The organism is Pectobacterium carotovorum, assembly GCF_033898505.1.
GTDB lineage: Bacteria > Pseudomonadota > Gammaproteobacteria > Enterobacterales > Enterobacteriaceae > Pectobacterium > Pectobacterium carotovorum_J.
Genome location: NZ_JAXAFK010000001.1, coordinates 2,603,434 through 2,629,805, shown reverse-complemented (window position 1 = coordinate 2,629,805; position 26,372 = coordinate 2,603,434). Strand labels below are relative to the sequence as shown.

The window sequence follows — 26,372 nt, the reverse complement described above, 5'->3', positions numbered from 1 at the left end:
ACTTTGTACAATGCTGCGCCCCGGATGAGCCTGCACTTATCCGGGGCGTTTCTTTGGTCATAACCATCGAATTCAACCTTCTTTTTAGCGCCATAACGTGTAATAACGAGGCCAGGATTGACAATGTCTAAGCAAATCGCGTCTGAAACCGTCGTGCCTGAAACGACGGCATCTAACACTACCGCACCTAACACTACCGTATCCGAGCAAACTGTGTCCGAATTCTCTCCGGCGTCTGTTGATGCCTCTCAATCCGTCAAAGCCAGTGCGGAAAAAATCAACCTGTTGGATCTTAACCGCCAGCAAATGCGTGACCTCTTCATGTCGATGGGAGAGAAACCGTTCCGCGCCGATCAGGTCATGAAATGGATTTATCACTACTGCTGTGATGACTTCAACCAGATGACGGATATTAATAAAGTCTTCCGCAGCAAATTACAGGAGATCGCTGAAATTCGCGCCCCTGAAGTGGTGGACGAACAGCGCTCTTCCGACGGCACGATTAAGTGGGCGATTCTGGTAGGCGGTCAGCGTGTCGAAACCGTTTATATTCCCGAAGAAGATCGCGCCACGCTGTGCGTATCGTCTCAGGTAGGCTGCGCGCTGGAGTGCAAATTCTGCTCAACGGCGCAGCAGGGCTTTAACCGTAACCTGCGCGTATCGGAAATTATCGGCCAGGTGTGGCGTGCGGCGAAGATCATCGGTGCCTTTAAAGTCACCGGCCAGCGACCGATCACCAACGTCGTGATGATGGGCATGGGCGAACCGCTGCTGAACCTGACTAACGTAGTGCCAGCGATGGAAATCATGCTGGATGACTTCGGTTTTGGTTTGTCTAAGCGTCGCGTGACGCTGTCTACGTCTGGCGTGGTGCCTGCGTTGGATAAACTGGGCGATATGATTGATGTCGCGCTGGCGATTTCTTTGCATGCGCCGACCGACGACATCCGCAACGAAATCATGCCGATCAACAAAAAGTACAATATCGAGATGTTCCTGAGTGCGGTTCGTCGCTATCTGGAAAAATCCAATGCGAATCAGGGTCGTGTTACCGTTGAGTATGTGATGTTGGATCATATCAATGACGGCACCGAGCACGCACATCAACTGGCTGAATGCCTGAAAGATACGCCGTGCAAGATCAACCTGATTCCGTGGAACCCGTTCCCAGGCGCGCCGTATGGCCGCAGCTCAAACAGCCGCGTTGACCGTTTCTCCAAAGTACTGATGGAATATGGCTTCACGACGATCGTGCGTAAAACCCGTGGGGATGACATTGATGCTGCCTGCGGCCAGTTGGCTGGTGAAGTCGTGGACAGAACCAAACGTACTCTGAAGAAGAAAATGGCGGGCGAACCTATCGCGGTGAAAGCGGTCTAAGATCGAATGGCGCGCGGGTTAGCGTGGAAGCGCTAACCCGCTGTCTGCTGCAGAGGTAATTTGCAGGACAAACGCGAGCAAATTGCGAAGCGCGCCGCGTTGTTACCCGATCTGACTGCCACTCTGCTCATATTCAGGTAACCTCTCTGACAAAAGGATGTCTGGCAAGGATGACAACGAGAGGGAACAGGGATGACAAAGGTTCTATCACAGGGATTGTCTCTATCGCAGAGAATAGCGTTATTACGCGGAACGTACTGGCTGAGTGGCCTGTTCGCGGTGCTCTTGCTGACGGGGTGTGTGCATTCGCCTCAGGAAGCGACAAATCCAGCGGTTGCTCAAACCCGCTTGCAACTGGGGTTGGCGTATCTGGCGCACAACAATTTGGATTCGGCTCGGCAGAATCTTGAAAAGGCGGTGGCGATTGCGCCGCAGGATTATCGAACACAATTGGGGATGGCGCTTTACGAGCAGCGGATAGGTGAAAACCGTCTTGCTGAACAGCGTTATCAGCATGTGTTGAACATGGCGCCGGAAAATGGCAGCGTCATGAATAATTACGGTGCGTTTCTGTGTAGTTTAGGGCAGTATGTAGCGGCGCAGCGACAGTTTAGTGCGGCTGCACAACTTCCTGATTACAGTCAGGTTGCTGATGCGTTGGAAAATGCGGGATACTGCTTTTTCCATGCCGGACAGACTGAAAACGCGCGCAATTTATTAAGTCGGGCGCTGAAATATGACCCGACGAAAGGCAGTGCCTTGCTGGCGGAAGCAAACAAACAGTTTGATGCCGGAAAAAATGAGCAAGCGCGGCTGCTGCTTGATGTTTATCAGCATATTCTTCCGGCCAGTGCCGAAAGCTTATGGTTACAGATTCGTTTCGCCGCGTTGGCGGGCCATGATGGCGATAAAGAACGTTATGGCAACGTGCTGGCGCGAAGTTTTCCACAATCTAAACAGTACCAGCACTTCTTAGCTAATGAATACTGAAGCCACCCAAGATACAACAGAAGCAAAACTACCCGGCGAACGTCTGCGTGAGGCGCGTGAACGTCTTGGATTTACCCAGCAAACTATTGCCGAGCGTTTGTGCCTTAAAATCTCCACCGTTCGTGATATTGAAGACGGTACGACGCCTGCCGATTTAGCGCCGACCTTTCTGCGCGGCTATATCCGTTCTTATGCCAAGCTGGTTCATTTACCCGAAGATGAGCTGCTTCCCATCGTGGATAAACAGGCCATACCTAAAACGATCTCTGTTTCGCCGATGCAGAGTTTTTCGCTGAAAAAAAGCCGCAAAAAGCGTGATGGCTGGTTGATGACAATCACCTGGCTGGTCGTGCTGGTTGTTCTGGGGCTAACGGGCGCATGGTGGTGGCAAAACCATCAGGCTCAGCAGGCGGAAATCAACAGCATGGTCGATCATGCCAGTTCGATGCAGGCGCAAACGGAAGGGCAGCCCGTCCCGTTGATGGACAACAGCGCTCCGCAGGAGACTGCGACACAGAATTCTGCTGTGGCTCCGGCTTCTACGCCAGTCGACCTGTCTGCGACTGTCGCGGCGACACCTTCAGCGCCTTCTTCTTCTGCTTCCGCAACGACTCCGTCAACGCTACCTTCTAGCCAATCGCCTTCGCAGGCGAACGCCGCACAGTCTCAGGCTGTGGGTAATGCGCTGTTAGGCGCTGGGGCAGTCGCACCCGCTACGGGTACGGTAGCGGAGAGCAATCCCGTCTCTGCTGCCCATGCATTGGTAATGACTTTCACGGCCGATTGCTGGTTGGAAGTTACGGATGCCAGCGGCAAAAAACTGTTCAGCGGCATGCAGCGTAATGGCGGCACGCTGAATCTGGATGGTCAGTCACCCTATAAACTTAAAATTGGCGCACCGGCTGCGGTACAGATTCAATTTCAAGGCAAGCCGGTTGATTTAAGCCGCTTTGTGCGCAGCAATCAGGTTGCACGCCTGACGCTGACCGCAGAATAACGTGTTGTTCAGGTAAGACTGCAATGTTGGAGATGAAGTAATGCATAACGCTGCACCCATAACCCGTCGAAAATCAAAACGGATTTACGTCGGCAAGGTGCCTGTAGGTGATGGTGCGCCAATTGCGGTGCAATCCATGACCAACACCCGAACCACCGACGTTGAAGCAACCGTCAATCAAATCAGAGCGCTGGAGCGCGTGGGGGTGGATATTGTCCGCGTCTCCGTGCCAACGATGGACGCGGCGGAAGCCTTTAAGCTTATTAAACAGCAGGTGAATGTCCCGCTCGTTGCCGACATCCATTTTGACTACCGTATCGCGCTGAAAGTCGCGGAGTACGGCGTTGACTGTCTGCGTATCAACCCCGGCAATATTGGTAACGAAGAGCGTATCCGCTCGGTTGTCGATTGCGCTCGAGACAAAAATATCCCGATCCGTATTGGCGTGAACGGCGGTTCGCTGGAAAAAGATTTGCAGGAAAAATACGGCGAGCCAACGCCGGAAGCGCTGCTGGAATCGGCGATGCGCCATGTCGATATTCTCGATCGCCTGAACTTCGATCAGTTTAAAGTCAGCGTCAAAGCCTCAGATGTTTTCCTTGCCGTGCAATCCTATCGCCTGCTGGCGGCGCGTATCGATCAGCCGCTGCACCTCGGTATCACCGAAGCGGGTGGCGCGCGTAGCGGTGCGGTGAAATCGGCTATCGGGCTTGGACTGCTGCTGTCTGAAGGCATTGGCGACACGCTGCGTATCTCGCTGGCGGCCGATCCGGTTGAGGAAGTGAAAGTCGGCTTCGATATCCTGAAATCGCTGCGCATTCGTTCACGCGGAATTAACTTCATTGCTTGCCCGACCTGTTCCCGTCAAGAGTTTGACGTGATCGGGACGGTGAATGCGCTGGAACAACGGTTGGAAGACATTATCACGCCGATGGACGTCTCGATTATCGGTTGCGTGGTGAATGGCCCCGGTGAAGCGCTGGTGTCGACCATTGGTGTCACGGGCGGACACAACAAGAGCGGCTTCTATGAAGACGGCGTGCGGCAGAGAGAGCGCTTCGATAACGAACAGATGATCGATCAGTTAGAAGCCAAGATCCGCGCGAAAGCTTCCATGATGGACGAAAATCAGCGTATTACCGTCAATCTGGTGGATAAATAACCCTGACGGCGTGGCGGCATGCCGTCACCCGCCTAATTCACGATTCCTGAACCCGATGGGGATGCCCCGCATTGAAGATGCGACGACAATCCCTCTATAATCGGGTTTATTTTTTGAAAAACGCATAGAGAACTGACGTGGCAAAAAATATTCAAGCCATTCGCGGCATGAACGATTACCTGCCAGCCGAAACGGCATTGTGGCAGCGTATTGAAAACAGCTTGAAACAGGTGCTCAGCAGCTACGGCTACAATGAAATTCGTTTGCCGATTGTCGAGCAAACGCCGCTGTTTAAGCGCGCTATCGGCGAAGTGACCGATGTCGTCGAAAAAGAGATGTATACCTTTGACGATCGCAATGGCGACAGTCTGACCCTGCGCCCGGAAGGGACGGCAGGCTGCGTCCGTGCCGGTATTGAGCACGGTATTCTCTATAATCAGGAACAGCGTCTGTGGTATGTCGGCCCAATGTTCCGCTACGAGCGTCCGCAGAAAGGGCGCTATCGCCAGTTCCATCAACTGGGCTGTGAAGTGTTTGGTCTGCAAGGGCCGGATATTGATGCCGAACTCATCCTGATGACGGCTCGCTGGTGGCGGGTACTGGGCATTGCCGATCATGTGAAGCTGGAATTGAACTCGATCGGTTCATTAGACGCGCGTGCGCGCTATCGCGAAGCGCTGGTCGCGTTCCTGGAACAGCATAAAGATCAGCTGGATGAAGACTGTCTGCGCCGGATGTACACCAACCCGTTGCGCGTTCTGGATACGAAAAATCCGCAGATTCAGGTGCTGCTGAACGACGCGCCAGTGCTGACGGACTATCTGGATGACGAATCACGTGAACACTTTGAGGCGTTAGGTGAACTTTTAACGCAGTCCGGTATCCCATATACCGTTAATCCGCGTCTGGTTCGTGGTTTGGATTACTATAACCGCACCGTATTTGAATGGGTCACCACCAGTCTGGGCGCGCAGGGCACGGTCTGTGCCGGTGGGCGTTATGATGGTATGGTGGAACAACTGGGCGGGCATGCGACGCCAGCGGTTGGTTTTGCGATGGGTCTGGAGCGTCTTGTGCTGCTGGTGCAGTCTGTGAATCCGGATTTCAACGCGCAGCCTGGCGTAGATGCTTATCTGATTTCTTCCGGTGCGGGAACGCAGGTTGCCGCAATGCAGCTAGCGGAGAAATTACGTGACGCGCTGCCGCAGTTGAAACTGATGACCAACTACGGCGGTGGCAACTTTAAGAAACAGTTCGCTCGCGCTGATAAATGGGGCGCCCGCGTCGCATTGGTATTAGGCGAAAATGAAGTGGCGGCCGGTCAGGTTGTGGTTAAAAACCTGAGCAATGGCGAGCAGGATACATTGGCACAGGCCGACGTCGCATCGCGGCTGGCAACGTTACTGGATTGAGGAGAGAGACACCGTGGAAGTCTATACCACAGAGAATGAACAGGTTGATGCACTACGTCGTTTTCTCGCGGAGAACGGAAAGGCGTTAGTTGTCGGTGTTGTGCTGGGTGTTGGCGCACTGGTTGGCTGGCGTTTCTGGCAAAACCACCAAAATGATAGCGTGATGGCGGCGTCCGCATCCTATCAGCAGGTGACGGAGCAACTGGCCGAAGGCAAAACCGACGCGATTGCGGCAACCGAGAAGTTTACGGCTGAGAATAAAAACGCCTATGGCGCGCTGGCTTCTCTGGAATTGGCTCGTCATTACGTCGATCTGAAAGATTTTGCGAAAGCAGAACAGCAATTGGTACAGGCGCAGTCGCAGACGAAAGACGCCGACCTGCTGGCGGTAGTGAACCTGCGTCTGGCGCGGGTTCAGCTACAGGAAAATAAAGCGGATGACGCGCTGAAAACACTGGATGCCATCAAGCTGGAAGGCTGGGCATCACAGGCTGCGGAAGTGCGTGGCGATATCCTGGTGAGCAAAGGGGATAATCAGGCCGCGCGTGATGCTTACAACAAAGGGTTGTCTTCCAATCCATCGCAGGCACAGCAAGCGTTACTGCGCATGAAACTGAATAACCTGTCCAGCTAAGAGGAATTCCATGCAATTGCGTAAAACACTGTTGGTAGGACTGGTTTCTGTTGCCCTGCTGAGCGGATGCTCGCTGTTTAACAGCGAAGAAGATGTCGTCACTATGTCTCCACTGCCGCAGGTGGAAAACCAGTTCACGCCAACCAAGGTGTGGAACAGCTCGGTTGGGAGTGGTATTGGCGAGTTTTACTCCAATCTTCATCCCGCATGGCAGGATAACCGCGTTTTTGCCGCCGATCGTCGTGGCACCGTGAAAGCGATGGATCTGAGTGACGGTAAAGAGATTTGGCGCGCCGATCTGTCTGAGAAGACCAATTTCTTCTCCCGCAATAATCCGGCGCTGCTGTCTGGTGGCGTAACGGTTTCTGGCAACCACGTCTATGTTGGTAGTGAAAAGGCGCAGGTCTATGCGCTGAATGCAGAAGATGGTACGCCGGTATGGCAGACGAAAGTGGCAGGCGAAGCGCTGTCTCGCCCTGTCGTCAGCGACGGTGTGGTGCTGATTCACACCGGCAACGGTATGTTGCAGGCATTGAATGAAGCGGATGGCGCTATTAAATGGAGCGTCAACCTGGATATGCCAACGCTGTCTCTGCGTGGTGAATCTGCCCCGACAACCGCATTTGGTGCGGCGATTGTGGGTGGTGACAACGGTCGTGTAAACGCCGTGATGATCAATCAGGGTCAGCTTATCTGGCAACAGCGTATTTCACAGCCGAGTGGCGCGACCGAAATCGATCGTCTGAACGATGTCGATACGACGCCAGTTGTCGCGGGCGAAGTGGTTTACGCGTTGGGTTACAATGGCAACATGACCGCGCTTGATCTGCGTTCCGGTCAGATTTTGTGGAAACGTGAACTAGGCTCAGTGCATGATTTCATCATCGACGGCGACCGCATCTATCTGGTCGATCAGGATGATCGCGTTGTTGCATTGAACACTAACGGTGGCGTGAGCCTGTGGCGTCAAAGCGATCTGCTGCACCGTAACTTAACGGCACCGGCGCTGTATAACGGCTATCTGGTGGTGGGCGATGCCGAAGGGTATCTGCACTGGCTGAATACGGCGGATGGCCGCTTCGTGGCGCAGCAAAAAGTGGATAGCTCCGGCTTCCTGAGTAAGCCTGTGATTGCCAGCGACAAGCTGCTGATTCAGGCGAAAAACGGTGATGTCTACGCGTTCACCCGCTAGGTAACTCCGTATTGATTTGGAGCGCAGCGCTTTTAGATGCGTTCCCACTTTTGAATGTGTTACCACAACGGCTCCTGACACTATCAGGGGCCGTTTCGTCTTTTTATCGTCAGCGAGCATTTCGCTGTAACGTATTGAAATATAAGTAATGAGGTTGTAACAATGATACCTGTCGTCGCGCTGGTCGGGCGCCCGAATGTGGGGAAATCCACGCTATTTAACCGCTTAACGCGCACTCGTGATGCATTGGTGGCGGATTTCCCTGGGCTGACTCGTGACCGCAAGTATGGTCGTGCAGAAGTGGAAGGGCATGAATTTATTATCGTCGATACCGGTGGAATCGACGGTACCGAAGATGGCGTGGAAACACGTATGGCGGGCCAATCGCTGGTGGCGATTGAAGAAGCGGATATCGTGCTGTTCATGGTGGATGCCCGCGCGGGGCTGATGCCTGCGGATGAAGGCATTGCCAAGCATTTGCGTAGCCGCGAAAAAACGACGGTGCTGGTTGCTAACAAAACCGATGGCCTTGACCCAGATATGGTCACGGCAGATTTCTACTCGCTAGGAATGGGTGAAGTGTACCCTATCGCTGCGTCTCACGGTCGTGGTGTGACTTCATTGCTGGAAACGGTTCTGCTGCCGTTTGTACAGGATGGCATCGAAGAGCCGGTCGAGTTGACCGAAGAAGAAGAGAATGCGGCTTACTGGGCTGAGTTAGAAGCGGAAGGGCAGGCCAGCGAAGAAGAAGCCGAAGACGATTTCAATCCTGAAGATCTGCCGATCAAACTGGCGATTGTCGGACGTCCGAATGTGGGTAAGTCCACGCTGACTAACCGTATTCTGGGTGAAGAGCGCGTGGTGGTGTTCGACATGCCAGGCACGACGCGTGACAGCATATACATCCCGATGGTGCGCGACGAGCGTGAGTACATTCTGATTGATACCGCCGGGGTGCGTAAGCGCGGCAAAGTGACGGAAACGGTAGAAAAATTCTCCGTCATCAAGACGTTGCAGGCGATTGAAGATGCCAACGTGGTACTGCTGGTGATCGACGCGCGTGAAGGTATTTCCGATCAGGATCTCTCGCTGCTGGGCTTTATCCTCAATAGTGGGCGCTCACTGGTGATCGTGGTGAACAAATGGGATGGCCTGTCGCAGGAAGTACGTGAGCAGGTGAAAGAGACGCTGGATTTACGCCTCGGCTTTATCGACTTTGCCCGTATTCACTTCATTTCCGCGCTACACGGCAGCGGCGTGGGCAACCTGTTTGAGTCCGTAACCGAAGCCTATGCATGCGCCACTCGTCGCGTGAGCACGGCGATGTTGACCCGTATCATGCAAATGGCATCAGACGATCACCAGCCGCCGCTGGTGCGCGGTCGTCGCGTGAAGCTGAAATATGCGCACGCCGGTGGTTATAACCCGCCGATTGTGGTGATCCACGGAAATCAGGTGAAAGACCTGCCGGATTCTTACAAGCGCTACCTGATGAACTACTATCGTCGTTCGCTGGACGTCATGGGCACGCCGATTCGTATTCAGTTTAAAGAAGGGGAAAACCCTTTTGCAGACAAGCGCAACACGCTGACGCCAAACCAGCTACGCAAGCGTAAGCGTTTGATGTCACACATTAAAAAAGGTAAGTAATTTATTAACGGGGCGAATAGTGATATTCGCCCCGTTTTGTCAGAGACGAACCGAAGCGTCGTTAACAAAACAAATAACCATCAAGGAAAGTCATGTCCTGGGAAACCTGGAGTTTTGCATTCAACGTCACGATGCCCAATGTGCTGATGTTGTTGATAGGTATTGTGTTACGCAAACTCAATCTGCTGAATGATGCGTTTTGTGATACGGCAATGCGGGTTGTATTCAATCTTTCTCTTCCCTGTCTGCTGTTTTTTAGTGTTGCAGGTAATCACCAATCGTTTTCGGAACAGTGGCCGCTGGTGGTATATGGCACGGTAGGTACGCTGGCGACATTCCTGCTGCTGGAAATCGCGGCGGTGAAGGTCGTTAAGGACCCGAAGGAACGCGGCATTTTTGTGCAAGGCGGATTCCGTTCGAATACTGGCGTAATGGGGTTGGCATTTGCGATGAGTGCTTACGGTGATGAAGGTATTGCTGTTGGATCACTGTATCTGATGGTGACGGTGATTATGTTCAACGCACTGTCTGTCATTACGCTGACGCGCAGCTTGCAGCGGCAATCACCTGAGCAGAAGATCCCGGTAAGCCAACTGCTGCGCGGTATTGTGACCAATCCGCTGATTATTGGCCTGCTTCTTGGCGCGGCCTATGGACAAAGCCAACTGCCAATGCCTGGCGTAATTAAACAAACGGGTGGCTTTATTTCCTCTATGGCGCTGCCGCTGGCGCTACTCTGTGCCGGAGCCAGTCTGGAGTGGCGCAGTATGTTCCGTTCGTCGAATGTTGCCGTGCTGTCTTCTGTTGCGAAGATATTCGTTGTGCCGGGGCTACTCACGCTGGGGGGATGGCTTGTTGGTTTCCGCGGTGTTGAGCTGGGGATTATTTTTCTGTTTTCCTCAACGCCAACCGCAGCTGGTAGCTATGCAATGACGCGGGCGATGGGCGGAAACGCCACGCTGGCGGCCAATATTATCGGGCTGACGACGGTTGGGGCATTCTTTGTGATTGCGTTCGGGCTGTATGTGCTGCGTTCACTCGGTGTGATTTAACGTCTGGCACCGCTTGTTATTGATAGCACAATGGAGGAGAAAAGATGGATGCACATTGTCCTGATTGTCACCACGTGATGCTGTGGCAGCCTGATGGTTCATTCCGATGTGAAGAGTGCCAACAGCGTTATCTGCGTGAGGCTGCGTGCCCTGAATGTAAGCACTTGCTTCAGGAGCTGAAAGCCTGTGGTGCGGTAGATTACTTCTGCCAGCAGCACGGGATGATTTCCAAACGGCGCGTTGTGTTCAGCTATTTACCTGCTGATTAAGCCTGTTGGTTACTCCTGTACGCCGTTGCGCCACAGCTCGGTCAGCTCTGGTGGTGCATGGTCTTCGGGGATCAGCAAAATGACATCGGCATACTGGTTCTGTTGCGGGTGACGGTAGCTGATGTGGATGCGGTAATAGAACTGGTCGCCACGCCCCGGGCCATCTGGTTCGCCGGGTTTGCGAGCCTGAGGAAAGGCATTACGGATAGCGTTACAAATCCGCTCCCGTTCGGATGGCGGTACGCTGGCGAGCGTGAAGCGTCGCGGCCCCGCCAGCTTAGGGATAAAGGCGAATCCCCCCTCACGCGCCAGCTCAATGATGGCATCGTCGTTGAGCGCTGGCAGCGTCTTCATAGGAACTCCTGACGAACCTCCACGCCCACGGTTTCCCACGACTGCATGACGATGTCGGCAACGGTGTGGTTAAAACGCTTAGCGGCATGTTGAATGGTATGGCGCGCGAAAATCTCGAAGTCTGCATTTTGCGGCAGCGTTTTATCGCAGAGTGTGTCGTACCAGATGCGACCGGCTTTTTCCCAGGAATGCCCGCCCAGCGCGATGGCCGTCAGATAGAATGCCCGGTTGGGAATGCCTGAGTTCAGGTGCACGCCGCCGTTGTCTTCACGCGTGTTCACATATTCACTCATATGAGAGGGCTGGGGATCGATTCCTAGCAGTTCATCATCATATGCGGTGCCTGGGTGAGACATCGACCGCAGCCCCATCCCGTGAATACCGTCTGCCAGCAGATCGGCACCGATAAACCAGTCCGCCTGCTCAGCGGTTTGCCCCAAATGGTACTGCTTGACCATGGAACCAAAGACATCGGAAAGTGATTCGTTCAGCGCGCCGGACTGACGAAAATAAATCAGTCCTGCTTCGTGTTCGGTAATGCCGTGAGCAAGTTCATGCGCGACCACATCCAGCGCAATCGTGAAGCGATTAAAGATTTTGCCGTCGCCATCCCCGAATACCATCTGTTGCCCGTTCCAGAAGGCGTTCTGGTAATCCTGACCGTAATGCACCGTGCCGGTCAGCGACAGTCCCTCGGCGTCCAGCGAGTTGCGTTGGAAAATCTTCCAGAAGAAATCATAGGTCACGCCCAGGTAGCTGTAGGCTTCATCGACGGCGATGTCACCGTTGCTGGGCTGGCCTTCCGCACGCACCAGCTTGCCGGGTAACTGTTGCTGCTGTTCGGCATCGTGGATGCTGCGATTGGCCTGTCCGGCGGGTAATTTCTCATGGGGTTCCGGGCGTGGATTATGGCTGACCATTAATGACTGAACGTGCATCAGCGTTTGTTGCGCGCAGTGGCGCTGTTCGTCTGTGCCGTTTGCAATAATGCGATGCAAAATATAAGGGGGAATCACGCTACAAATCGGTCTGGACTTCATACCTCATCTCCTTGAAAACGCTCATCAGGGGTAACACAGACGATCAACAAAGCTCACTGTCTTTTATCCCATCCGCGTCACCGCGCAGAGGCCGGAACCCGTGTGGTGAAAACGGTTAATATGAATTAGTGAACTGGGAATGAGTATAGTTCAGATGCCGGGGGCAAGAATGGGGGATCGCCGTCGTTTTAGGACAAATCCCCATTCACGCATTTTATGCCGATCGCGTTATTTTGGCGTCCGGGATGAGGGTTTTCGCTGCTTTTTCACGGAATCTGGATTCGGCATTAGCGTCGTGACCTGACTTTCTATCCAGCCGTCCTGCAAACGGGTTTTCAGCGTTTCACCGGGGGTAATCTGCGTGACGTTTTTCAGCACTTTACCGTCCGGGGCGGTGGTGACGTTGTAGCCGCGCGCCAGCGTTGCCAGCGGGCTTACACCTTCCAGTCGCGAACAGGCGATGCCCAGTTTTTGTTTGTTCTGATTTAACTGGCGCTCCACCGCGCTTTGCATCTGATAGCTCAACTGCTGCAAACGCTGCTGTGCACGGTGAATGCGGGCCTGCGGCTGTTGTTGCATCAGACGCTGTTGTAAGCGTTCACTTCGGCGTGAGGTCTGTCGAAGTTGCTGCTGCATGGCGTCATCCAGCCGCTGGCGCAGTTTGACCAACTGTGCCTGCTGACGTGCCAGCCGCAACTGCGGGTGCTGCTGCTGCAAACGGTGGTGTAGACGGGTAAAGTCCCGGTTGCGCTGGGCAAGGTAATAATCCATCGCCATTTCCAGACGCTGACGCTGGGACTGTATTTGGCGTAACAGCTCCAGTTGGTTACGACTCACTAACTCGGCAGCGGCGGATGGCGTGGGCGCGCGCAGGTCACCGACGAAATCGGCGATGGTGACATCGGTTTCATGACCCACAGCGCTGACGATAGGAATGCGGCTGGCGAAAATCGCGCGGGCGACCCGTTCGTCATTAAAACTCCAGAGATCTTCCAGCGAACCGCCGCCGCGCCCGACGATTAACACATCACACTCATCTCTCTGGTTAGCCAACTCGATGGCGCGGACAATTTGTAACGGTGCTTCTGCGCCTTGCACTGACGTGGGATACACGATCACCGGCAGTGATGGATCGCGGCGCTGTAACACCTGCAAGATATCGTGTAGGGCGGCACCGCTGGCTGATGTAATCACACCGACCTGTTTGGCAGGAGAGGGAAGCACTTGCTTAAATTGTTGGTCGAACAGCCCTTCGGCGGCGAGACGTTGCTTGAGCTGTTCAAACTGCTGCTGCAACAGACCGTCGCCGGCGGGCTGCATGCTTTCCGCCAGTAGCTGATAGTCGCCACGGGGTTCATACAGCGTAATGCTCGCCCGAATCAGCACCTGCTGACCGTTTTGCGGGCGGAACGTCACCCTACGGTTGCTGGTACGAAACATCGCGCAGCGCACCTGTGCACGTTCATCTTTCAGCGTGAAATACCAATGGCCGGATGAGGGCTGAGAAAGGTTGGAGATTTCGCCGGAGAGCCAAATCTGGCCCATTTCCATTTCCAACAGTTGTCTAACCGTCTGATTCAGTCGGCTAACGGTAAAAATTGCAGAGGAGGGAAATTGAGACATTGTGAGCCAGATCAAATTTTAAAACAGTCACTTAATTGATCGATACTACCTACCTGAAACAGGTAATCAAGCATTTTAGTAAAATAATGCTGGAGGCAACCGATTACGCTCTGTATAATGCCACGGCAATATTTTATCTATTCTTACATCCACCTTGGTGAGATATTGCCCATGCTACGTATCGCTAAAGAAGCACTGACGTTTGATGACGTCCTCCTGGTTCCCGCTCATTCTACCGTTCTGCCTAACACTGCCGATCTGTCCACGCAGTTGACGAAAAACATTCGCCTGAATATTCCTATGCTGTCCGCAGCGATGGATACCGTTACCGAATCCGGCCTGGCTATTGCGCTGGCGCAGGAAGGCGGTCTGGGCTTTATTCACAAAAATATGTCAATTGAGCGTCAGGCTGAAGAAGTGAGCCGCGTGAAAAAACATGAAAGCGGCGTGGTGGTTGATCCACAAACAGTGACGCCAGAAACGACGCTGCGTGAAATGAAAGAGCTGACCGAGCGCAACGGCTTCGCCGGTTACCCTGTCGTGGCAAAAGACAACGAGCTGGTGGGCATCATCACCGGTCGTGACGTGCGTTTTGTGACCGATTTGGAAAAACCGGTTAGCGCGTTCATGACGCCGAAAGAGCGTCTGGTCACCGTTAAAGAAGGCGAAGCGCGTGACGTTGTGCTGCAAAAGATGCACGAAAAACGCGTCGAGAAAGCGCTGGTCGTTGACGACAAATTCCACCTGATCGGCATGATCACGGTAAAAGATTTCCAGAAAGCAGAACGTAAGCCTAACGCCTGTAAAGACGAGCACGGTCGCCTGCGCGTTGGCGCAGCGGTTGGCGCCGGTGCGGGTAACGAAGAGCGCGTTGATGCGCTGGTTGCCGCGGGCGTTGACGTTCTGCTGATCGACTCCTCACATGGCCATTCCGAAGGCGTATTGCAGCGTATTCGTGAAACGCGTGCGAAATACCCGAACCTCGAAATCATCGGCGGTAATGTCGCGACGGGCGCAGGTGCGAAAGCGCTGGTTGAAGCGGGCGTTAGCGCGGTGAAAGTAGGTATCGGCCCTGGTTCTATCTGTACAACGCGTATCGTGACTGGCGTAGGTGTACCGCAAATTACGGCGATTTCCGATGCGGTTGAAGCGCTGGAAGGCACGGGCATTCCGGTCATCGCTGATGGCGGTATCCGCTTCTCCGGCGACATCGCTAAAGCCATTGCAGCAGGCGCGGCCTGTGTCATGGTCGGTTCTATGCTGGCGGGTACGGAAGAATCTCCGGGTGAAATCGAACTGTATCAAGGTCGTTCATTCAAATCTTATCGCGGTATGGGTTCACTGGGCGCGATGTCCAAAGGCTCATCAGACCGTTACTTCCAGACCGATAACGCAGCCGACAAACTGGTGCCGGAAGGTATCGAAGGCCGCGTAGCTTATAAAGGCCGCCTGAAAGAGATCGTTCACCAGCAGATGGGCGGTTTGCGCTCCTGTATGGGGCTGACCGGTTGCGCGACTATCGACGCACTCCGCACGCAGGCTGAGTTTGTACGCATCAGCGGCGCGGGCATTCAGGAAAGCCACGTTCACGACGTTACCATTACTAAAGAGTCACCGAACTACCGTATGGGTTCATAAGGTGATTTAACGCGATAAACCCTGTACTATTTTGCGCCGCTCTGCCTTTGTGTAAGGCCGAGCGGCCAGATGGGTTTACTTTTTTTCTTTCGCTTTTGTCTTTTGCTTTTTGGAACATGCTCCTCATGACTCAAAACATTCATCAACACCGCATTCTTATTCTGGATTTCGGCTCGCAGTACACGCAGCTGGTTGCACGTCGCGTGCGTGAACTGGGCGTTTACTGTGAACTGTGGGCATGGGATGTCACGGAAGCGCAGATTCGCGGGTTTAATCCGAACGGGATCATCCTGTCCGGCGGCCCGGAAAGCACCACCGAGTTTGGCAGCCCGCGTGCGCCAGAATACGTTTTCAATGCTGGCGTACCGGTATTAGGCGTGTGCTACGGCATGCAGACGATGGCGATGCAGTTGGGTGGCCACGTTGAAGGTTCCAACGAGCGTGAGTTTGGTTATGCGCAGGTAGAAGTGAAGACCGAGAGCGCGCTGGTGCGTGATATTCAGGATGCGTTGAGCGCCGCAGGTGCACCGCTGCTGGATGTCTGGATGAGCCACGGCGACAAAGTGACGGCAATCCCTGAAGGGTTTACCACCGTTGCCAGCACGGATACCTGTCCGTTTGCCATCATGGCGAATGAAGAGAAGCGTTTTTACGGCGTGCAGTTCCACCCGGAAGTGACGCACACCCGTCAGGGGCAGCGCATGTTAGAGCGTTTTGTCCGTGACATCTGCCAGTGTGAAGCACTGTGGACGCCAGCCAAGATTATCGACGATGCGGTGACCCGTATTCGTGAGCAGGTCGGCAACGACAAAGTGATTCTGGGCCTGTCTGGCGGCGTGGATTCTTCTGTGACCGCGATGCTGCTGCACCGCGCGATTGGTGACCGCCTGACCTGCGTGTTTGTCGATAACGGCCTGCTGCGCCTGAACGAAGCCGATCAGGTGCTGGAAATGTTCGGCGATCATTTCGGCCTGAACATTGTTCACGTGGCAGCGGAAGATCGCTTCCTGGGCGAGCTGGCTGGCGAAAACGATCCAGAAGCCAAGCGTAAAATCATCGGTCGCGTGTTCGTTGAAGTCTTCGATGAAGAAGCCAGCAAGCAAACTGACGTGAAATGGCTGGCGCAAGGCACCATCTACCCGGACGTCATCGAATCTGCGGCCTCTGCGACGGGCAAAGCGCACGTCATCAAGTCCCACCACAACGTGGGTGGCCTGCCGAAAGAGATGAAGCTGGGTCTGGTTGAGCCGCTGAAAGAGCTGTTCAAAGACGAAGTGCGTAAGATCGGTCTGGAACTGGGTCTGCCGTACAACATGCTGTACCGCCATCCGTTCCCAGGCCCAGGTCTGGGCGTGCGCGTGCTGGGTGAAGTGAAGAAAGAATATTGTGACCTGCTGCGTCGTGCGGATGCGATCTTCATTGAAGAGCTGCACAAAGCCGACCTGTACAACAAGGTCAGTCAGGCATTCACCGTCTTCCTGCCGGTTCGTTCCGTGGGCGTGATGGGCGATGGCCGTAAATACGATTGGGTTGTCTCGCTGCGTGCGGTAGAAACCATCGACTTTATGACCGCGCACTGGGCACACCTGCCATACGACTTCTTAGGCCGCGTCTCCAACCGCATCATCAACGAAGTCGACGGCATCTCCCGCGTCGTTTACGACGTATCGGGCAAGCCACCTGCGACGATTGAGTGGGAATAAAACGTTAGTAGCGTTGGATTATTAAGCGATACTTAAAAACACCAGCCTCCCAATAGGCTGGTGTTTTTTTATGACCTAAATTTAAGCTTAGATTTTTGATTTAGAATGAGAAATTTTCTGTACAGGGAGCATTAATTTTAATTAGCAGTTCAATATTGGCATAATGTTTGATTCTTAAATCAGAGTTTTGTAACAATTCTTTGAATATGATCTAGTGCGAGATCAAGCTGTTCCCTGTTTACCTGAATTCGTTGAGAGAATACGTTATAGCGTCTTGCCGTCATAGTTGAAAAAGGCATCCCGCATGCAGCAGCAACTACGCCACATGTCTGAAAATCGCGTATTTCACAGAAACCGTTTGACACGTTTGTGAATGTGAAATTTGATGGGCTTTGGATTATAAGGTTACTAACGTCATTGTCTATAGAATTAAGTATCGCTGCATATCCTGAAGCTGGACCCATATACTGGGTGATTCGATTTTTTACAATTAAGTGAGTCTGAGGAATATTACTACCTGCATTTAATAACTGGTTAGAGAATGCATGTTGAGCGTAGATAGGAGATGGAAGGCGAAGTCCATATACCAATGAGAATGCATTTTGAATTGCTCTTCTAGATGAATCATCAGCCATAACGGGTAGGATGAGGCGATCAGTTGCAGCCAATGCTATTTGAGTATATAGAGCAAAGCTTGGGTTTAGATCGAAGAATATATATTCGTAATTAGTAGACAGTCTAGCGAGAAAATCAGAGAGCCATTGAATTACTGCACTCCAGTTATTGATTACAGGACTTGAAACATTAGCCATTGTGTACATTGTATTGGCTTGCAGCTCCAAAAGAGGATCTCCAGCTAGAAGGTCAATGTTATTTGGTACTAAACTGTTGAACGATGAGGGCTTGGATATAAAGTCGTCAGAGTTTATTGCTGGAGGGGTATATGGAGTAGGTAGTCTTCTTTCAAAATATCCTCCAATTGTTTTTCGTATTTGTCCGCTTTGAAGTTGAAGAAGATTGTTTCCTCCGTTTCCTTGTAAACTACCTAAGAAAAGTTCAGAGAGGTTTGCTTGCGGGCAGCAATCGATAACGAGAATAGACGACTGAGGGTTCTGTAGAGCAATCTCACAGATTGTTTGGAAAGCTAGTGTTGTTTTCCCTGTCCCACCTTTGTTATTCCAGAATGCGTATTTCATAGAGTTTACTCCGTATTGTTTGCTTGGGGGCATAACTAGGTTCTGACTTTTATGATAGGTACTGATTATCTTTTGAAAAAAACTTTATATATATATTTATGGTTATTATATCCATTTTTCCTCTGCTTTACTCTATGTGAACTGATTTTTATGTAAATTATATTTTTATGATTCATGGGTTATTATTTCAGATTGAAAATATTACCCTGTTAACTTTTTAGATGAAATTATAGGATTTTATAGTGGTATAGTGTTTCTTTATAATAAGTAAAAGTTAGAGCTAAGGGGTTAATATATAACATCGATAAGCTATTAAAGATCCTCCTTAAATAACTAAATTTATATGATTCTGTGATGTAATTCGTATGGTTTTAAATTACGAAATATACTAATCTGCCACGAGATAATGTGCCCTAAGCGTTAAATTCGCCCGTATTTCCCCTAAAATGAGACGGTGATTTATCTAGTTATAATCTAACCCATTAAAGATGTGACTCATCGTCCGTGGTCTTACGCATCACAAAAGGCGATCCTAACCACTCGGAAATCAAAATGCTTTTTGATAAGTGGAGAGCAATGGAATGAATCACACTGACTGGCACCCGGCGGATATCATCGCGGGATTGCGGAAGAAAGGGACGACGCTGGCGGCGGTTTCCAGAGCGGCGGGGTTGGCGTCATCCACGCTGGCGAATGCGCTCACCAGACACTGGCCGAAAGGCGAGCGCTTGATTGCCGAAGCTATGGGGAAAAGGCCAGAAGAGATTTGGCCGTCGCGTTATTCAGGCATGAAATGAGGGCAGGGAGTAGGGTAGAAAAAGGTGAAAGCGCTATTCCTCGATGTAATGTTGTTCACTTAAACATGGATTTAGGGGGAAACGCGGTGATGAGGTTCCCGCAGGGATACCTCGCACCGTGGTAGCCCCCGGTATCTCGATCTTTAAACGATCGGCATTACATTCCTCTATGGCGCTTTTTCATACAAATCGTAAGTCTTATCGTACAATGAAATCACGCAAACACGACTTTAACGCTGCCCGGCGTGCGGCGCGGCTTCCCTACAACGATCTGTATATCGCGTCCCAGCTTCGTAAGGCATTCCAACATTTTGGTTTCACTGATTCCCCTGAATTGGCCACGCAATAGGTTGGATAGCTTTGGTTGGGGCATGCCCAATAGCTTCGCTGCTTCTGCCTGTGTGAGACGGCGGCTTTTGATGATTGAGCTAATCAGGGTGGCAAGCTGCGCTTTGACCAACATATCTTCAGCATGCAAGTTGCCAAGGTCGGCGTATACATTACCGCTGCTGACTTCAATATCCTGGCTCATGTTATGCTCCTTTTGCATGGTTTTCTGCGGTTTTAAGACGTTCACGAATGGTGTTCATATCGGGTTTTGGTGTTGCAATTCCAGATGACGATTTTTTCTGAAAAGCATGTAGAACGTATACCGCTTCTCCAAATTTGACGGTGTAGACTGCGCGATAAGTATCGCCGATATAATCCTCAACGACTTCTAATACGCCTGCACCACCAAAACCTTTAAGCGGCTTGCTTGAGTGTGCTTACCACCAGTCTGAGCCACATGAAGTGCGTAACCGAACACATCCTGCACATCTGCAGGTAGCGACTGGAGATCCTTTTTGCTACTGCCAACCCAGTAGAGTGATTTCATTAGCGCGATCCATGCGTTTATATCTATATGGGTATAATTTAGCATGGGAAATGAACGATGCCTAGCAGCGGTAAGATTGAAATGAGCGCAGGGAGCAGGGGAGATAAACGAGAAAGCGCCATAGTTTACTGGCGCTTTGTTTATATGATTCTGCCATATGACAGAGTCATGCTGATATCATCGCGATGATGTCGCTTTGAGCATGAGAACGAACTGTAACCACGTTGGCAAATGCGCTGATACTGATAGCCCAGACCTCTGGGCTATCAGTATGGATAATCGAGCATTAATCCTGAGCGCTAACGCTTTTCCTGTTGCTTTAAAATCCCCGCCTTAAGCACGTCGACCTCCTCGCCGTTAATCGTGGCGGTCGCGGAGGTGACCTGAAATTTCAGATCGCTGAACTGGCAAAAACCGGATTGGTATATCGGTATGAGTGTAGATTTGCGGGACACGATGTATTGCTCTCCAATTGTTTCGGCATCAAGGCTATTGGCCCCAAACACAGGGAAAGCGAGCGTCTGTTCGGTGGATGCGCCCTCGCTGTTTCTGAGTTGCAGCGTGGCGCGAAAATTAGCGACTTCGCCTAATTTATTCGTATTGATAGAGAAATTAAGCTCGCATTGATACGGGGTGTCCTTTCCGCCGAGGAAGATTGATTCATGCTTTAACGTTAAGATCGGTAATTCACTGTGCGTTGCCTTTCTCTCTTTTTTATCTTTCTCACACTGACGAAAATAATTATTGTCTGGTTTTCTTGCCGTTTCTTCGTAATATTTTTTGGCTTGATGGCAATCTGCTTCAACATACTGCCCGTTGTAATACATCTGGGATAAATAGTTGCCGGCATTACGAACGTTATTTTTATAAGTCCGTTCGAACAGTGAATAGGCTTTTTGGTAATTGGTTCTGACTCGTAATCCAGTGTAATACATCCTCCCCAGATTCATCTGCGCAGTGTTATCTCCCTGGCTGGCTGCACGTTCATACCATTTAAGCGCTTCATCTCCGTCAATGTTAACGCCCCATCTTCCTTCTTCGTATGCCAGACCGAGTATATTCTGGGCATCCCGTTGACCGCCCTCTGCCGCGATACGGAACCATTTCAGGGCTTCGATATTTTCATTTTCAATATCGCCATAGCCAAAGTTATAGAGATGGCCGACAAGGAAATTCATTGCTGGATCGCCATCCTTTGCCCAGGCTATGGCTAGCCGTAGAATATCCTGCTGGCTAAAACCGATACGGCTGAAGAAAAGCTGAGTTTCATCGTCGCTGCTGCTTAAGTATCTTTTTACTGCCTGAATCAAGCGGGGGCGATCCGATATATCGCGTTCCGCAGCGGCTTTAGCGTTATAAATAGAGCGGGTGATTGTGTTTATGACCTCAGCACTCATTTTGAGATCGGTTCGGTTCATTTTTTCTGCGAACTGTTTGGCGAGTGCTTTATCCTGCGTCACGCCTTTGCCATATTGATAAAAATACCAGACGTTGTAGCAGCCAAAATTGCCGTCTATTTCACAGGCCTGCTGATAATACTGGCGCGCTTGCGTCGTATTTTGCGGGACGGTGATGCCGTATTCATAGATGAACCCCAGCGTGCTCAATGCCTGCGGATCGTTGTCTTTCGCTAATGTCGTCAACGCGGTTAATGCAGTCGCATCCTGCTGCGTGAGGCGTTCGTAGAGCGTATCTACCTTGTCATTTGCCTGGCTGATGGATACTGCCGATAGGCCGATCAGTGTGGCAATAACGGTTTTCCTTATCATCGATTTTATGTCCTTAATTCATTCCCTGAGTGAATAGCAATGTGTAGCAAAGGTGTCGAGCAAGGCCGTGGTTTACCGTAAGTCGTGTCTTTCAGAGTCATAGACTTAATCATCATCCTCATGATCCAGCGCAATCTGCTGATTATTCCTCAACAGCACCCATTTCCTGAACTGGGTCGGCGTCATCTCCATCTGCTGGGAAAAGGCGCGTCTGAACGCAGTGTCTTCACTGTAACCGCATTTGGCAGCGACCTGCTTGATATGGGTCATCGGGTTTTCAAGCAGCAGGCAGGCCATTTCGATCCTGACGCGGGTAATAAAGTTTTTCGGGCTTTCCGCTGTGAGTTCTTTGAGCTTGCGGTGCAGCGTTCGGTCGCTGAAATTCAGGGCGTTCGCTAATTCTTCTGCGGTGATTGACGGATTCTCGTAGCGGATGAGCTGTTCTGCGCGCAGCAGCAGAGGGTGTACGGTGTTAATGAACCCCTGTGGAGCGTAAATACGTTGAGAAAGCGGTTGGCTATCCGCCACGGCGATATCAGCCGCCAATTTTGCGAGCTTAGGCCCGCCACTGCGGCGGATAATATGCAGAGCAAGCTCGACCCAGGACAGCGGCCCGCCGGTGGTAATGATGCCATCCTGCTCTTCCAGCGCTTTGCCCCACACCGGTTTGGCCTTTGGGTACTTCTGCTTAAAGGTGTGGTAGAGCCACCATGTTGTGGTGCAAAACCGGCCATCCAGCAGCCCGGCCTCGGCCAGAATAAATCCCCCCGCACAGGCACCGCCTATCAGCGAGCCCTGTCGATATTGCTCCCTGAGCCACAGCGCGGATTCATTAACGGATGGCATCGACATCGGTAATTTATCGGGCCCGAGCATCATTCCGGTCGCCAGCACGACATCCGACTTACCCACTGCGTCAAACGAACTGTCTACGTGAATCAGTCTCCCCTGCGCATCACGCACTGGCTTGCCGTCTGCACTGATGATAGATGTTTCGAAAGAGAGCGGTGAGGCGGAGGAAGAGGCGTTATCAGGCTGTGTCATCAGCGCTTGATTGACCATCCAGAAGATATCGGAAAGCCCGGAAATGGCCGACTGCATACTGCCCGGCAGCGCCAGAATGGCGATGTGCATAGTGATTTTTCCTGCCAGACACGATTTGGCGAATTTTGCATGAACTATGTCAAGTTTGCCATCTTACCGCAAGCATCAACCACGATTAACATTCAACCATTCGCTACCCCTGATGAAACGCATCGTGGGAAACCGGCAGCCGTATCACCTTTTCAGAGGAAAGCGTATGACGCATTACCGTATTAACTGGCTAGGCCATCTGGCTATCGCGTTAGGTCTGGTGCTGTCTGCCAGCGTTCACAATGTTGCGGAAGCGGCAAAAATTAACAATATCGTTTTGGTCCACGGTGCCTTTGCCGATGGCTCCAGCTGGTCTGCCGTCACGGCTCGACTACAGGAAATGGGATACCACGTGACGGCGGTGCAAAACCCGCTCACTTCCTTAGCGGATGACGTTGAAGCGACGGAGCGCGTGCTGCAAAGGCAGCAGGGCGATGTGCTGCTGGTGGGGCATTCGTGGGGCGGGGCCGTCGTGACGCAGGCCGGCAATGATCCCAAGGTTCGCGGCATCGTCTATTTGTCGGCGCTGGTGCCAGACAGCGGGGAGTCCGTCTCTGACTTATTGCAGCGTTTGAAAGCGCCGATGGAAGGCATGGCACCGGATGCTAATGGCCTGATTTGGCTGGATAACCCTGAGCAGTATCGTGAGGTGATGGCGGGCGATGTGCCACTGCAGAAAGCGCAGGCGTTGGCTGCGGTGCAGCAGCCGATTGCGGCAAAAGCGTTTGGCGATCGCGTTCAGAAAGCGGCGTGGAAAGCTAAACCGACCTGGTATTTGCTGACGGAGAATGACAAGGCATTAAATCCATCTATTCAGAAAGATATCGCGAGCCATATCGGTGCAAAGATACGCACTATTGCCTCCAGCCATATGTCTCTGGTGTCACACCCGGAAGCTGTCGCGGATTTTATTGATAGCGCGGCTAAAGCAGTTAAATGAGTGAGCTTTAAAACTCAGTGTAGGAGAAGTTATTGTGAACATTTTACATATAGACTCCAGTATTCTTGAGAACGGTTCCGTTTCCCGACAGATTGCTGCTGACGTGGTGAATGAGTTAGTCAAACAGCATCCGAATGCCGTCGTCTCTTATCGGGACGTGGTTAAAGATGAAATTCGCCACCTGACTGGGCCGATTGCCGCAGGGTTTCGCCAAATCGCATCCTCTTTGGTAGATGACGCCACGCTGCGTGAACACCAATTATCTGAGGCGTTGGTCGCGGAGTTTCTGGCGAATGACGTGATTGTTATTGGTGCGCCAATGTATAATTTTTCTGTCTCGAGCCAATTGAAATCGTGGCTGGATCGGCTCGCGCAGGCTGGCAAGACCTTTAAATATACGGAAAAAGGCCCGGTAGGTTTATCTGGGGGAAGAACGGTTATTGTGGTTTCTTCTCGCGGTGGTTTTTATACCGCTCCACCTTTTTTAGATATGGATTTTCAGGAACGTTATCTTCAGGGCTTTTTCCGCTTTCTTGGTATTACCGATATTCATTTCGTCCGCGCGGAAGGGGCTTCAAAAGGGGATGAAATAAAGAATCGTGAAATCCAACATGCGAAATCTTCTATTCATTCCGTTATTACATCCATAGCCGTTCAATAATTATTAAGGTGGACATGATGCTCTATGCTATTACGCTGTATTACACCAGCCCGAAAGATGAACTTGAAAAGAGTATTGACACACACAAAAAATGGCTGGCGGATAATATTAAAAAAGGCAATGTCATTTTTGCCGGTCCGCTGGACGATGGCACAGGCGGGTTTATTTTAGCCTACGGGTTAGATAGTGCTGACATGGAAGACATTCTGGCGGACGACCCATTCATCAATCTGGGATTAGTTAAGACAGAGATAAAGGCAATCGAACCTGGAATCTGTTCGAGCCATTTCTATGCCGAATGGGTAGGGAATGCGAAGGTGCTGTAAATAGCCTATCGATATCCTTATTTATTATGCCTGTATTAAAGCGCCATATGAATATGGCGCTTTAACATCATCGTGGAATAAAAATAATATCGTAAATAATCTTATTATTTATAGTCCAGCAAATTTAAATGGCGTAGCGGGCTTAAAGTGCTCTGAAGCTTGGCCAGAATAGATGGTGCTCTGGTTTGGCCCTAAATCTAATTTGCTGGCGTTATCTCCACGCGGAGCAAAGTCGATTTTTTTCAAATCAACCCAAAAAATATTGGGGGAGACGGCAGATTCAAAAAAGTACTGTAGCGATTTATGATCGATGACCGTGCGCCAGCGTGTTGAGGCAATGTTTGGCATACCCGGTAAGGAATAACCATAAGGAACCGATGCATTACGTATAATACTGAATGCGGTGGCTAAGTCCGCTTTATCTTTTTCTATTTTACTTTTTTCTGCTACCCCTGGAATGAGTTTATTAGGAGCAACACTTTTCACATAGAATGAGGCACGAACAAAGCGGTCGGCCGCGCGATTCGTTCCCGGTAGCATCACATTCCCCCCAATCTGATCCCAGTAGGCAGTCAGCGCCAACTGTTGATCGAAGGTTGGAGAATTGGTCATTACCTGATAATCCTTATTGTGGTGAATAACCTGTTTGCCGTCGATGTATTCAATAATGGCACTATCGCCAGACGAATCTGACAAGGACAGATGGAGCGTTGCCATGCGATCCTGTCCTGGTACGTCTTTGGTTACCAGTATAAATTTTTCCTGTTGTAGCGATTTCACGGCTTCATCGACCGTAGCAAAATTATCCAGCACATACTGTGCCCATGCGGCGACGCTTAAGCCCGGTTTTTTCGCGGTCGGCTTGGTTTTAGGGTATTCAGACTCCGCCAGCCAGAGCACGTTAGCCGCCAACCCTTTCTCATTCAGGCCATCGGTTGTGGAAGCCATTTTTTCGTTGCCATCAAAAGCAGAGGCAATAACACTGCCGTATTTTGATGTCCATTCCAGAGAATACTGACCAGCGGCACCAGAACGTTTTAGTTCTCGTGGGAAAATCCAGAGATTAGTATGCGTATCTTCGGCCCAGTCCATTGATCGGGCGGTAATAGGGTAATCAGGATTATTGATATCTTTATAAACGAGCCGTGTACAGGCAAGCGAAACCGCTGAGCCTAGCGTTAATGCGACTAATGATAGTGCACATACCGTAGACTTAATATGCTTATTATTTTTTTTCATTTAATTACTCCGTTCTCTATTTCCAGAGGTGTGTCGTTAATAGAACTCGCCCATTGATTATAGTCAGCGATTATTTAATGACGTTAAAAATCGTAAAATAGATACAGGAATGTTGATTGATTATTTAATGAATATGTTTTTTGAGTATATTATTTTCATAGTAAGTTCTTTTACACGCCATGATATTGCTTGCTGAGATGAAATTTTTCAGCGTTCGATAAAAATCATGCTGATCCCCGAGCGCAATTGGTTTCATGCGGAACATCCGGGATAGAATGTGGTATGCGGTCTGAATAAGGAAGGCTCTCGCCTATAGTCCCCACATAACGTAAAAATA

General features: G+C 51.2%; 24 protein-coding genes and 1 pseudogene. 16 read left to right on the top strand and 9 right to left on the bottom strand.

Going from position 1 to position 26,372, the window contains the following annotated elements; all coding sequences use genetic code 11:
* Positions 1-123: 123 nt before the first annotated feature.
* From R9X49_RS11790 to R9X49_RS11745, 10 genes are all read left to right on the top strand, one after another.
* A complete protein-coding gene (locus tag R9X49_RS11790; RefSeq protein ID WP_319848515.1) occupies positions 124-1,380 on the top strand; it encodes a bifunctional tRNA (adenosine(37)-C2)-methyltransferase TrmG/ribosomal RNA large subunit methyltransferase RlmN in 1,257 nt (418 codons plus the stop codon).
* A 192-nt stretch (positions 1,381-1,572) separates the two neighbouring features.
* Entirely contained in the window at positions 1,573-2,370 is a 798-nt protein-coding gene (gene pilW, locus R9X49_RS11785) for a type IV pilus biogenesis/stability protein PilW (protein ID WP_319848514.1), read from the top strand.
* Positions 2,360-3,367: a cytoskeleton protein RodZ gene (rodZ, locus tag R9X49_RS11780; RefSeq protein WP_319848513.1), complete on the top strand. Its 1,008-nt coding sequence runs from the start codon at positions 2,360-2,362 to the stop codon at positions 3,365-3,367. The genes pilW and rodZ overlap by 11 nt, the downstream gene beginning before the upstream one ends.
* Positions 3,368-3,407: 40 nt before the next feature.
* The gene (gene ispG / locus R9X49_RS11775) at positions 3,408-4,529 is read left to right on the top strand and encodes a flavodoxin-dependent (E)-4-hydroxy-3-methylbut-2-enyl-diphosphate synthase (RefSeq protein ID WP_319848512.1); all 1,122 of its coding nucleotides are present in this window, start codon (positions 3,408-3,410) and stop codon (positions 4,527-4,529) included.
* A 137-nt stretch (positions 4,530-4,666) separates the two neighbouring features.
* Positions 4,667-5,941, top strand: coding sequence for a histidine--tRNA ligase (hisS, locus tag R9X49_RS11770; RefSeq protein WP_319848511.1), 1,275 nt, complete (start codon positions 4,667-4,669; stop codon positions 5,939-5,941).
* 13 nt (positions 5,942-5,954) lie between these two features.
* On the top strand, positions 5,955-6,575 hold the full coding sequence (locus R9X49_RS11765; protein ID WP_263059732.1) for a YfgM family protein: 621 nt from the start codon (positions 5,955-5,957) through the stop codon (positions 6,573-6,575).
* A 10-nt stretch (positions 6,576-6,585) separates the two neighbouring features.
* Positions 6,586-7,767, top strand: coding sequence for an outer membrane protein assembly factor BamB (gene bamB / locus R9X49_RS11760; protein WP_225085404.1), 1,182 nt, complete (start codon positions 6,586-6,588; stop codon positions 7,765-7,767).
* 162 nt (positions 7,768-7,929) lie between these two features.
* Positions 7,930-9,417 carry a ribosome biogenesis GTPase Der gene (der, locus tag R9X49_RS11755; RefSeq protein ID WP_319848510.1) on the top strand — a complete coding sequence of 496 codons (1,488 nt, stop codon included), beginning with the start codon at positions 7,930-7,932 and terminating at the stop codon, positions 9,415-9,417.
* A 92-nt stretch (positions 9,418-9,509) separates the two neighbouring features.
* The gene (locus R9X49_RS11750; protein ID WP_319848509.1) at positions 9,510-10,469 is read left to right on the top strand and encodes an AEC family transporter; all 960 of its coding nucleotides are present in this window, start codon (positions 9,510-9,512) and stop codon (positions 10,467-10,469) included.
* A 44-nt stretch (positions 10,470-10,513) separates the two neighbouring features.
* Positions 10,514-10,738, top strand: a complete 225-nt coding sequence (locus R9X49_RS11745) for a zinc ribbon domain-containing protein (RefSeq protein WP_319848508.1) — start codon at positions 10,514-10,516, stop codon at positions 10,736-10,738.
* Positions 10,739-10,747: 9 nt separating this feature from the next.
* On the opposite strand, the gene R9X49_RS11740 is transcribed toward R9X49_RS11745, so the two are convergent.
* From R9X49_RS11740 to xseA, 3 genes are all read right to left on the bottom strand, one after another.
* Positions 10,748-11,092: a protealysin inhibitor emfourin gene (locus R9X49_RS11740; protein WP_319848507.1), complete on the bottom strand. Its 345-nt coding sequence runs from the start codon at positions 11,090-11,092 to the stop codon at positions 10,748-10,750.
* Positions 11,089-12,132, bottom strand: a complete 1,044-nt coding sequence (locus R9X49_RS11735; RefSeq protein ID WP_319848506.1) for a M4 family metallopeptidase — start codon at positions 12,130-12,132, stop codon at positions 11,089-11,091. The genes R9X49_RS11740 and R9X49_RS11735 overlap by 4 nt, the downstream gene beginning before the upstream one ends.
* A gap of 228 nt (positions 12,133-12,360) precedes the next feature.
* Positions 12,361-13,755: an exodeoxyribonuclease VII large subunit gene (gene xseA / locus R9X49_RS11730; RefSeq protein WP_319848505.1), complete on the bottom strand. Its 1,395-nt coding sequence runs from the start codon at positions 13,753-13,755 to the stop codon at positions 12,361-12,363.
* 171 nt (positions 13,756-13,926) lie between these two features.
* Here xseA and guaB point away from each other — a divergent pair, with 171 nt between their 5' ends.
* Together guaB and guaA are read left to right on the top strand one after the other, a co-directional pair.
* Positions 13,927-15,393 carry an IMP dehydrogenase gene (gene guaB, locus R9X49_RS11725; RefSeq protein ID WP_015841181.1) on the top strand — a complete coding sequence of 489 codons (1,467 nt, stop codon included), beginning with the start codon at positions 13,927-13,929 and terminating at the stop codon, positions 15,391-15,393.
* A 125-nt stretch (positions 15,394-15,518) separates the two neighbouring features.
* Entirely contained in the window at positions 15,519-17,096 is a 1,578-nt protein-coding gene (gene guaA, locus R9X49_RS11720; RefSeq protein ID WP_319848504.1) for a glutamine-hydrolyzing GMP synthase, read from the top strand.
* A gap of 179 nt (positions 17,097-17,275) precedes the next feature.
* Here the strand turns inward: guaA and R9X49_RS11715 are convergent, their stop codons facing one another.
* Positions 17,276-18,292, bottom strand: a complete 1,017-nt coding sequence (locus R9X49_RS11715) for a ParA family protein (RefSeq protein ID WP_205594268.1) — start codon at positions 18,290-18,292, stop codon at positions 17,276-17,278.
* Positions 18,293-18,873: 581 nt separating this feature from the next.
* On the opposite strand from R9X49_RS11715, the gene R9X49_RS11710 reads away from it, so the two are divergent.
* The gene (locus R9X49_RS11710; protein ID WP_319848503.1) at positions 18,874-19,089 is read left to right on the top strand and encodes a helix-turn-helix domain-containing protein; all 216 of its coding nucleotides are present in this window, start codon (positions 18,874-18,876) and stop codon (positions 19,087-19,089) included.
* Between the two features lie 214 nt (positions 19,090-19,303).
* Here R9X49_RS11710 and R9X49_RS11705 read toward each other — a convergent pair whose 3' ends face one another.
* From R9X49_RS11705 to R9X49_RS11690, 4 genes and pseudogenes are all read right to left on the bottom strand, one after another.
* Entirely contained in the window at positions 19,304-19,621 is a 318-nt protein-coding gene (locus tag R9X49_RS11705) for a helix-turn-helix domain-containing protein (protein WP_039538898.1), read from the bottom strand.
* Between the two features lies 1 nt (position 19,622).
* Positions 19,623-19,966 (bottom strand): annotated as a pseudogene (locus R9X49_RS11700) (type II toxin-antitoxin system RelE/ParE family toxin).
* 299 nt (positions 19,967-20,265) lie between these two features.
* A complete protein-coding gene (locus tag R9X49_RS11695; protein ID WP_319848502.1) occupies positions 20,266-21,735 on the bottom strand; it encodes a tetratricopeptide repeat protein in 1,470 nt (489 codons plus the stop codon).
* A 105-nt stretch (positions 21,736-21,840) separates the two neighbouring features.
* The gene (locus tag R9X49_RS11690) at positions 21,841-22,869 is read right to left on the bottom strand and encodes a GlxA family transcriptional regulator (RefSeq protein WP_319848501.1); all 1,029 of its coding nucleotides are present in this window, start codon (positions 22,867-22,869) and stop codon (positions 21,841-21,843) included.
* A 166-nt stretch (positions 22,870-23,035) separates the two neighbouring features.
* Between R9X49_RS11690 and R9X49_RS11685 the strand changes: the two genes are divergently transcribed.
* Genes R9X49_RS11685 through R9X49_RS11675 form a run of 3 tightly spaced genes read left to right on the top strand, consistent with a single transcriptional unit; the run spans position 23,036 to position 24,796 of the window.
* The gene (locus tag R9X49_RS11685; RefSeq protein WP_319848500.1) at positions 23,036-23,809 is read left to right on the top strand and encodes an alpha/beta hydrolase; all 774 of its coding nucleotides are present in this window, start codon (positions 23,036-23,038) and stop codon (positions 23,807-23,809) included.
* A gap of 34 nt (positions 23,810-23,843) precedes the next feature.
* Positions 23,844-24,470, top strand: coding sequence for an FMN-dependent NADH-azoreductase (locus R9X49_RS11680; protein ID WP_319848499.1), 627 nt, complete (start codon positions 23,844-23,846; stop codon positions 24,468-24,470).
* Between the two features lie 17 nt (positions 24,471-24,487).
* On the top strand, positions 24,488-24,796 hold the full coding sequence (locus R9X49_RS11675) for a YciI family protein (protein WP_319848646.1): 309 nt from the start codon (positions 24,488-24,490) through the stop codon (positions 24,794-24,796).
* Between the two features lie 108 nt (positions 24,797-24,904).
* Here R9X49_RS11675 and R9X49_RS11670 read toward each other — a convergent pair whose 3' ends face one another.
* A complete protein-coding gene (locus R9X49_RS11670; RefSeq protein ID WP_319848498.1) occupies positions 24,905-26,035 on the bottom strand; it encodes a linear amide C-N hydrolase in 1,131 nt (376 codons plus the stop codon).
* Positions 26,036-26,372: the final 337 nt, after the last annotated feature.

Bases quoted from the DNA above. Each gene is read 5' to 3' on its own strand.
- R9X49_RS11790 (WP_319848515.1), top strand. From the start codon at position 124: ATGTCTAAGCAAATCGCGTCTGAAACCGTCGTGCCTGAAACGACGGCA.
- pilW (WP_319848514.1), top strand. From the start codon at position 1,573: ATGACAAAGGTTCTATCACAGGGATTGTCTCTATCGCAGAGAATAGCG.
- rodZ (WP_319848513.1), top strand. From the start codon at position 2,360: ATGAATACTGAAGCCACCCAAGATACAACAGAAGCAAAACTACCCGGC.
- ispG (WP_319848512.1), top strand. From the start codon at position 3,408: ATGCATAACGCTGCACCCATAACCCGTCGAAAATCAAAACGGATTTAC.
- bamB (WP_225085404.1), top strand. From the start codon at position 6,586: ATGCAATTGCGTAAAACACTGTTGGTAGGACTGGTTTCTGTTGCCCTG.
- der (WP_319848510.1), top strand. From the start codon at position 7,930: ATGATACCTGTCGTCGCGCTGGTCGGGCGCCCGAATGTGGGGAAATCC.
- R9X49_RS11750 (WP_319848509.1), top strand. From the start codon at position 9,510: ATGTCCTGGGAAACCTGGAGTTTTGCATTCAACGTCACGATGCCCAAT.
- R9X49_RS11745 (WP_319848508.1), top strand. From the start codon at position 10,514: ATGGATGCACATTGTCCTGATTGTCACCACGTGATGCTGTGGCAGCCT.
- R9X49_RS11740 (WP_319848507.1), bottom strand. From the start codon at position 11,092: ATGAAGACGCTGCCAGCGCTCAACGACGATGCCATCATTGAGCTGGCG.
- R9X49_RS11735 (WP_319848506.1), bottom strand. From the start codon at position 12,132: ATGAAGTCCAGACCGATTTGTAGCGTGATTCCCCCTTATATTTTGCAT.
- xseA (WP_319848505.1), bottom strand. From the start codon at position 13,755: ATGTCTCAATTTCCCTCCTCTGCAATTTTTACCGTTAGCCGACTGAAT.
- guaB (WP_015841181.1), top strand. From the start codon at position 13,927: ATGCTACGTATCGCTAAAGAAGCACTGACGTTTGATGACGTCCTCCTG.
- guaA (WP_319848504.1), top strand. From the start codon at position 15,519: ATGACTCAAAACATTCATCAACACCGCATTCTTATTCTGGATTTCGGC.
- R9X49_RS11715 (WP_205594268.1), bottom strand. From the start codon at position 18,292: ATGAAATACGCATTCTGGAATAACAAAGGTGGGACAGGGAAAACAACA.
- R9X49_RS11710 (WP_319848503.1), top strand. From the start codon at position 18,874: ATGAATCACACTGACTGGCACCCGGCGGATATCATCGCGGGATTGCGG.
- R9X49_RS11705 (WP_039538898.1), bottom strand. From the start codon at position 19,621: ATGAGCCAGGATATTGAAGTCAGCAGCGGTAATGTATACGCCGACCTT.
- R9X49_RS11695 (WP_319848502.1), bottom strand. From the start codon at position 21,735: ATGATAAGGAAAACCGTTATTGCCACACTGATCGGCCTATCGGCAGTA.
- R9X49_RS11690 (WP_319848501.1), bottom strand. From the start codon at position 22,869: ATGCACATCGCCATTCTGGCGCTGCCGGGCAGTATGCAGTCGGCCATT.
- R9X49_RS11685 (WP_319848500.1), top strand. From the start codon at position 23,036: ATGACGCATTACCGTATTAACTGGCTAGGCCATCTGGCTATCGCGTTA.
- R9X49_RS11675 (WP_319848646.1), top strand. From the start codon at position 24,488: ATGCTCTATGCTATTACGCTGTATTACACCAGCCCGAAAGATGAACTT.
- R9X49_RS11670 (WP_319848498.1), bottom strand. From the start codon at position 26,035: ATGAAAAAAAATAATAAGCATATTAAGTCTACGGTATGTGCACTATCA.